This window comes from Zarconia navalis LEGE 11467 (assembly GCF_015207075.1).
GTDB classification, from domain to species: Bacteria; Cyanobacteriota; Cyanobacteriia; order Cyanobacteriales; family Geitlerinemataceae; genus Zarconia; species Zarconia navalis.
Genome location: NZ_JADEXN010000236.1, coordinates 1 through 7,658, shown reverse-complemented (window position 1 = coordinate 7,658; position 7,658 = coordinate 1). Strand labels below are relative to the sequence as shown.

The 7,658-nt window shown below is 49.7% G+C and carries 6 protein-coding genes; 5 read left to right on the top strand and 1 reads right to left on the bottom strand.

What is annotated here, in order from left to right; all coding sequences use genetic code 11:
• The 5 genes from IQ235_RS13200 to IQ235_RS13180 all read left to right on the top strand — a co-directional run.
• On the top strand, window positions 1–1,462 hold a 1,462-nt coding region (locus IQ235_RS13200), incomplete at its 5' end, for an alpha/beta hydrolase (RefSeq protein ID WP_264321920.1).
• A 155-nt stretch (window positions 1,463–1,617) separates the two neighbouring features.
• Window positions 1,618–1,899, top strand: coding sequence for a DUF4278 domain-containing protein (locus IQ235_RS13195; protein WP_264321919.1), 282 nt, complete (start codon window positions 1,618–1,620; stop codon window positions 1,897–1,899).
• A 32-nt stretch (window positions 1,900–1,931) separates the two neighbouring features.
• Window positions 1,932–3,665, top strand: a complete 1,734-nt coding sequence (locus tag IQ235_RS13190; RefSeq protein ID WP_264321918.1) for an ABC-ATPase domain-containing protein — start codon at window positions 1,932–1,934, stop codon at window positions 3,663–3,665.
• A gap of 290 nt (window positions 3,666–3,955) precedes the next feature.
• Window positions 3,956–4,081, top strand: coding sequence for a hypothetical protein (locus IQ235_RS13185; protein ID WP_264321917.1), 126 nt, complete (start codon window positions 3,956–3,958; stop codon window positions 4,079–4,081).
• Between the two features lie 125 nt (window positions 4,082–4,206).
• Complete coding sequence (locus IQ235_RS13180; RefSeq protein WP_264321916.1) at window positions 4,207–6,753, top strand: response regulator; 2,547 nt, start codon at window positions 4,207–4,209, stop codon at window positions 6,751–6,753.
• Window positions 6,754–6,791: 38 nt separating this feature from the next.
• Here the strand turns inward: IQ235_RS13180 and IQ235_RS13175 are convergent.
• The coding region (locus IQ235_RS13175; protein WP_264321915.1) for a pentapeptide repeat-containing protein at window positions 6,792–7,658 on the bottom strand (867 nt) is incomplete at its 5' end.

Below are 7,658 nucleotides of genomic sequence, written 5' to 3'. Positions count from 1 at the left end.
ATACATTCCCCCAGAAACCTTAGAACAGTTACCCGAAAGTCTTCTAGCCCGCGCCGGAATCGATCCGGTGGTGATTTCCCAATTTCTCTACACTCGCCAGGGGGAAGTCTTACTCCAGCGGTTGGGTGAAGTCATTCAGTCGGGATCGGGAAGGTCGGGATTTTACGGATTGCGAGCAGCGCTGATTTTAGCCGCCGCAGATGAAGAAGGTTTGACACTGCTGAACTTATTGCGGAAATTTCCCACCCCCGAAATGCGGCTCGATTTGTTGCGGGCGGTTGAAATGGCCGAAGAGTTGCAGGGACTCGTCGATCGAAGTAACAAGGCGATCTCTGGAGTGATGAACCTCGCCGAACAACAAGCCCAAGCGGAATTCGATCTCTTGCCGGAAAATCCCCTCGAACTCGACGGGGCCGGTAGTTTAAGTTGGGAAAAGCGCTCGTTTCGGCTCAAGGATAACCTGCGCAAAACCCTTAAAGATCCCAAGGGTCGGTATGTGGATGTAGATCTATATTTGCCCGAAAGGTCTAGCACTCAGCCGAGTCCGACGATTGTCATTTCCCACGGGTTAGGGTCCGATCGCGGCACGTTTGCTTATTTAGCCGAACCTCTGGCATCTCACGGCTTCGCAGTGGTGGTTCCCCAGCATCCCGGTAGCGATGCTCGCCAATTAGAATCCCTCCTCATCGGGGTAGCCCGAGAGGTGACCGAACCTATTGAATTTGTCGATCGACCCTTGGATGTCACTTTCGTCCTTGACGAACTCGAGCGCCTCTCCACGCAAAATCCTTATTTTACGGGCAAACTCGATTTGAAACGGGTGGGGATTCTCGGTCAATCTTTTGGTGGCTATACATCTTTGGCATTGGCTGGCGCACCGATTAATTTCGCCCAACTCGATACCGATTGCGCCCGCGAAGAAGAATCTTGGAACGTTTCGATCTTTTTGCAATGTCGGGCGCGGGATTTGCCCAGGGAGGAGTATCCCCTCAGAGACGATCGCATCGTCGCGGCGATCGCTATTAACCCCATCGATAGTGCGGTATTGGGACGACAAAGCCTCAGTCAAATTAAAATTCCGATCGCCGTGATTGCTGGAGGCGTGGATACCGTTGCCCCGGCCCTGGAGGAACAGATTCGACCGTTTACCTGGTTAACGGCACCCGAGAGATATTTGATTTTGATGCAAACGGGAACCCATTTTTCCACCCTTGCAGAGTCCGAGGACGCTGAGGGTGTCAAAATCGAGTATCCGCCGGAGGTGATCGGCCCGAATCCGGCACTGGCCCAGCGCTATACGAAAGCGATCGGTTTGGCATTTTTTGAAACTCACTTAACTGGGCGATCGGAATTTGAACCCTACCTGAGTGCCGCCTATATCCGCACGATCGCTCAAGAGCCGATCCCCATGGGTTTGCTGCGGTTTCTCGATGCGATTCAACTCGAGTCTTTACTCAGGTAGTCTCCTCCAACAACAAAAATCAATCAAAACCTCAGATTTAAGACGCGACTCATGTAACAATGTATACAGAAATTTTTGTGGCGTAGCATTGTTCGCGAAGACATACCCACCGAAGTGCGATCGCCTCCCACTCTTGCATTGAATCGTTTCTAGCAATGTCAAAAATCCAACTCAGTTATCGCGGCGTTCCCTACACCCGCACCTCTTCTTCTGTTGCCTTCACTCCCTCCCGCCAGGGTAAATATCGCGGTCGCCAATGGAGCGTACAATCTCTCGAAGAGGGATTTGCTGTCGCATCCACCGCTCCTCTTAAGTATCGTGGTGTTGAATACTTCGGAGCAGTTCGTCCCTATGCCCTAAGCGGTCTTATCGATCGTTCCTGGGTCGATTTTGCCCCCACTGATGACTTATGGTTAATACTATCCACCTCGGGCTAAAGTAAAAGTCCCAGACCCCTAGTACGGATGCCATGGCTAGAGACGAGCCAACTGTCGAGCTAGAAAACCTGCGCCATCAACTCCTAGAACTGGATGGTCGCGGGTATAAAGCTTATAAAGACATTCAAGGACGCTACGACGGCTCGGAATTTACCCTGATTATCGACTACGTCCAAGGCGATCCCTTTGCCTCGCCGAGTAAGTGTCGGGTTTTACTCCCCCAATCGGTGGCGGGTTTTCCTCGATCGCTCTACCGCAGTCGCAGCCGAGAAATTGCCCTGCGCGACTATCTCACCCGTCAGTTCTCGTTATGGTGCGATCGAATTAGCGATCGACGCGGTACGGGAAAAAGTGGCTTAATTGCCACCTGTCGGATGGGACAGGAAGTATTAGAGCGGACTTCGGCATTTGTCAACCATCGCGAGGTGGAACTGCGGTTTGTCGTCGGTCTCCCAGCTCGGGGGAGGCGAATTTTAGGGCGACAGGCGGCGCAAATGCTCTGTGAGGATATCCCCCAAAGTGTCGATCGCGCTCTGTATTACGACAACTTAGACGCAGGTGAGATCGAGCGTCACGTTGAAACCGTCGAAGATGCCGACTGGCTGCGCGATCGACTCTCCGAGCGAGGACTGGTGGCGTTTGTAGCCGATCGGTCGATTTTGCCCCGCCAGAGTGGTGTCGATCCCCGACCCCTGCAAGATCGTGCCGTTCCTTTTGAGTCTCCCCCTTCCTTGCGAGTTGAGTTCGACTGTCCGAACCGGGGCAAAATCTCCGGCATGGGGATTCCGACGGGGGTAACGCCCATCGTCGGCGGCGGCTATCACGGCAAATCTACCTTGCTGTCGGCGATCGAACTGGGAATTTACAATCGCATTCCTGGAGATGCACGGGAAGTTGTGGTGACGCAGCCGGATGCGGTGAAAATTCGCGCCGAAGACGGTCGTCAGATTGCCGGGGTGGATATTTCCCTATTTATTAATAATTTGCCCCAGGGTCGTTCGACGACGCAGTTCTCGACAGCAAATGCCAGTGGCAGCACTTCCCAAGCGGCGAATATCGTCGAAGCCTTGGAGATGGATGCCAAAGTGCTGCTGGTGGATGAAGATACGGCCGCGACCAATTTTATGATTCGCGATCGACGGATGCAAGCGTTGATTGCCAAAGAGAAAGAGCCAATCACCCCTTTTATCGATCGCGTCAGACAACTGTCCTCGTATTGTGGTATTTCGACGGTTTTGGTGATGGGGGGGAGTGGCGATTACTTCGACGTTGCCGATACCGTCATCGGCATGGAAGATTTTCGACCTCGAGAACTGACCCGAGAAGCCAAAGCGATCGCCCGGCAGTATGCGACGGGACGTAGAGAAGAAGGCAGCGAGGACTTGGGAGAGATGACGGAGCGAATTCCTTTGCCTGAAAGTTTAGACCCCAGTCGAGGCAAGCGTTTGGTGAAGTGGCAAGCCCGAGATGTGGATGCGATCGCCTTTGGGACTGAAGATATCGATTTGTCTGCGGTGGAGCAATTGGTGGATGTGGCCCAGCTTCGAGGAATTGCCGAAGCGATGGTGTATGCCAAGCAACATTATATTGACGGACGGCGATCGCTGCGGGATATTATCGATGCAGTGATGGACGATATTGAGACCGGGGGTCTGTCGGAGATCGCGGCTTTTCCTCAAGGAGATTTGGCGATGTTCCGTCGCTTTGAATTAGCCGCTGCTATCGATCGACTGCGAACCCTCCAAATTACTTCAAATCCAAGTTAATGCCAATTGCAGTTCCCCTCGCGCAGACAAGGGGGAAGCGGGGCGATTGAGAGAATTTGCAAGAGTTCGGTTTCCTCGGCGTCCCCGGCTCTCCCTGCCTGGCAACACCGGAATCTACCACACTTATAAGCTTTCCTGTGCTTGTCCCGTGCGCATCCACCGGTTACCGATCGTGCGATCCGGGCTGTGAGTGTTAAGTTGGTGTTGGGAATATCTTTAGATCGACCCGAGAGACAAGCAAAATATCAGTGTTCGATCGCTTGTCTAAGAGAGAAAAATACTCAAATCTCGTGCTGATTTATATCCAATGCGATCGCCTTAAATACGCAGCGATCGGTAAAGATATTTCTCAAGGTGAAAAACCCCCTAAGGGTTTCTACCTCAGTTTAAAAGCGTTTTCTTCTGAAGACTTTTAAGGGGGAGATCCTTTATCTTCATGAAGTCGATCGGGCCAACTTTCCCCTAACCTCTATAAAATAATAGGGAAATTTTAAGCAGGGAGCATTACCACTTCTACCCAGTGCTTTATAGGGCTACCCCGATGTCAATCCTATTTTTAAATCGTATTCTTTCTAGAATTTTCGGGCAAGCGTCCCTGCGGACAATTCTCGTTATCTCAATGGTGCTTCCAGTTTTGGTCGTTCTCGGTTTGAGTCTATCTTTAACCTCGATCGATCTTGGCGATGCGATCGTCTTGGGTTTTGCTGGATTGGGATTCGCAACAATAGTGGCATTGGCGATCGCGTCTTGGATTCTCGAACCCGTCCTATATTTGCGCTTTGGCACTCAAACTCTTACGGTATTGGGGGAAAGTTATTCGAGCGATCGAGTTGGGAAAAACACCAAATCCTCCCTCGATCCCGATCGTCTCCTCAAGGCATTGGCTCAGTTGCGAGATTCCGATCGCTCCGCACACCCCTTGCTGTCGAGACGTTCCGACGAACTGGGTCAACTCGTCGGAGGCTTCGATCGATTTGTGGAATTTGTGGAGCAATCTTTCGTGACTTTGGTTTCCCAGAAAGAAGAACTGCAACACCAAAATACCGAACTACAACATTTAGACCGGCTCAAGGATCTATTTTTGAGCAGTACCGCTCACGAGTTGCGCACCTACTTCAACGGTACCATCGGCATGGCCGAATCTCTGCTAGAAGAGACTTCTGATTCTCCATCAGATTGGCAAACTCAAAGTTTATTGGCGATCGCGAGTAGCGGACGCAGAGCCTATCATTTTATTAACGATATTCTCGACATTGCTCTGCTCAAAGAGGGAACCATCGAGCTGCAAATTCAGTTTCTCGACTTGCGGACGATTGTCGAAGATGTCTTGCAAACCCTCCAACCCCTATGCGGTGAAAAAGATCGGGTGGAAATTGACGGTATCCCTGCGAGTTTACCGCTAGTACGAGCCGACGAGAATCGCTTGAACCAAATTTTCTACAATCTGATTGGCAACGCCATCAAATTAACCAGTCGGGGGACGATCGATATTTCCGCCCAACAGATTCTAGAAAACGATCGTCCCTCCCTCGAAATTACGATTTCCGATACCGGCATGGGTATCCCTCAAGAAAAACTGGCGCGGATGCAGGCTTTTTTCGAGCGTGCTGACAGCTCAATTGTCTACGAGTATGGCGGTATGGGTGTCGGACTGGCGATCGTCGGCAAACTCGTCGAGGCTCATGGCGGTCAACTTCAAGTCCGTTCCACCCTCGGTCGGGGGTCGCAGGTTACCTTTACTCTCCCGATCTCGAGCGATGGCGAATTTACTGTTGATGGAGAAATTTCAAAAGCCCCGATTTGTCGGCTTCCGGTTCTGAGAAATTCTGAGTCGATCTCAAACCCGATTGCCCCCCTCAATCCGACCCCCCTCAATTCGAACGGACAACCTCCCGTTAAAGTTATGGTCGTCGATGACGATCCGATCCACGTCCGCGCAATTGTCAATTATTTAGTTTCGGAAAACTACGAAGTTTATCGGGCTTCTAATGGCATAGAGGCTCTCGATGCTCTCAAAGAAAACTTTCGCCCCAATATCATTTTACTCGATCTGGTGATGCCAGGAATGACGGGGTTTGAAGTCTGTCAAAAAATTCGCCAAACCTTTCATTCCCACGATTTGCCGATCGTGATGCTAACGGTTAAAAATCAAGTGAATGAAGTGATGGCTGGGTTAGATGCTGGAGCCAACGACTATCTAACCAAGCCCATTTCTAAGCACGAGCTCATTGCTCGCATTAAAACTCATTTACGGTTATCTAATCTAAATTCAGCCTACAGTCGTTTTGTTCCCAGCCAATTTTTAAAGTTACTTCAAAAAGATAGCATTGTTGATGTTAAATTGGGCGACCACATTCATCGAGAAATGTCAATCTTATTTTCTGATATTCGCTCTTTTACGACGCTGTCGGAAAAAATGAGTCCCGAAGAGAATTTTAAATTTATTAATTCTTACTTATCTCGAATGGAGCCTGAAATCATGAAAAATAGAGGCTTCATCGACAAGTATATTGGCGACTCTATTATGGCTTTATTTAGTGGCGGTGCGGACGATGCCATTCGAGCGGCGATCGCCATGCTTCACAAATTAGTCGAATACAACCAACACCGAAAAAGTATCGGTTACGACCCCATTCAAATTGGCATCGGTATCAATACCGGCTCTTTGATGCTCGGTACCGTAGGTGGCCCAAATCGGATGGATGGAACGGTAATTAGCGATGCTGTTAATTTAGCCTCTAGAATTGAAAGTTTAACCAAAGAGTATGGTGTATCGCTACTAATTTCCCATCAAACATTTGCCAATATTGAAAATCCGAACAAATATAAAATTCGCCTCGTCGAACGGCTGAAAGTTAAAGGAAAATCTGAAGCAGTCGCGGTTTTTGAAGTTTTCGATGGCGATCCTCCCACACTTCGAGATGCAAAATTCGCTACCCGAGGAATATTCGAGCAAGGGGTCTTATTTTACTACGGTAGTTCGTTTAGAAAAGCGGCTGATTGTTTTGAAGCCTGTCTCGAACGAAATTCTGACGACCGAATCGCTCAAATTTATCTCGAACGCTGTCGGAAATATCACATCACCTAAAGCGATAACTCGTCGGACATCCTGTGTTTAACCGAGTCCTACAAATGGCTCGAACCATCCGGCATCGTGGCTCCGGTCAAAATGGCTCCCTTGAGATCTGCTTGATAGAGATTTGCTTGATATAGGTTTGCACCGGATAAATCGGCTTTCCAGAGGGTCGTTTCTGTCAAATTTGCCATGCTCAGATTTGCCCCCGCCAGCTTGGCATGAGCGAGATTGGCGATGCGCAAACTGGCTTCTCTAAGATCGGCTTGGGTCAAATTTGCACCGCTCAAGTCTGCTCGGTAAAAGTTGGCTCCGATGAGGTTGGCACCGATCAGACTAATTCTAGAAAGATGAGCGGCCATAAAGTTTGCCATGCAGAAATTCGCTAAACTTAGATTGGCTCGGTACAAAGTCGCTTGAGTGAGATTCGCGCCGACAAACTGAGCTAAAGAACCGACAGCAAAACTCAGGTTTGCGTCCCGTAAATTCGCTTCCCCCAAAACCGCCATACTCATATCCGCCCGCACGAGCTGCACGTAAGATAAATCGGCTTTTTTTAAATTTGCAGTGTAGAGAGTCGCATCGGTGAGATCGGCGCGGTTGAGTTGGGCGTGCTGAAGAATCGCCAGAGAGAGGTCGGCATTATTTAAATTCGCCTCTGTAAAATCTGCTCGGGTCAGATCGGCTTCTTTCAAACTGATATTTCTCAAGTTTGCCGTGTACAGAATGGCGTCGGTGAGATCGGCAAAATCGAGATGGGCTCGTTCTAGATTAGCAAGGCAAAGATCTGCTTTGGTCAGAATTGCCCGACGGAGATCGCTGGCTTTGAAGTTGACTTCCCGAAGATAATGTTGGGTCAGATGAATGGCTTGGAGATTGGGGAGATGTGTCGGATTTTGGTATCGCGATTGATTCGAAAT

What these genes read in the sequence shown, in the direction of transcription:
- IQ235_RS13195 (WP_264321919.1), top strand. Translation starts at nt 1,618, where the DNA reads ATGTCAAAAATCCAACTCAGTTATCGCGGCGTTCCCTACACCCGCACC.
- IQ235_RS13190 (WP_264321918.1), top strand. Translation starts at nt 1,932, where the DNA reads ATGGCTAGAGACGAGCCAACTGTCGAGCTAGAAAACCTGCGCCATCAA.
- IQ235_RS13180 (WP_264321916.1), top strand. Translation starts at nt 4,207, where the DNA reads ATGTCAATCCTATTTTTAAATCGTATTCTTTCTAGAATTTTCGGGCAA.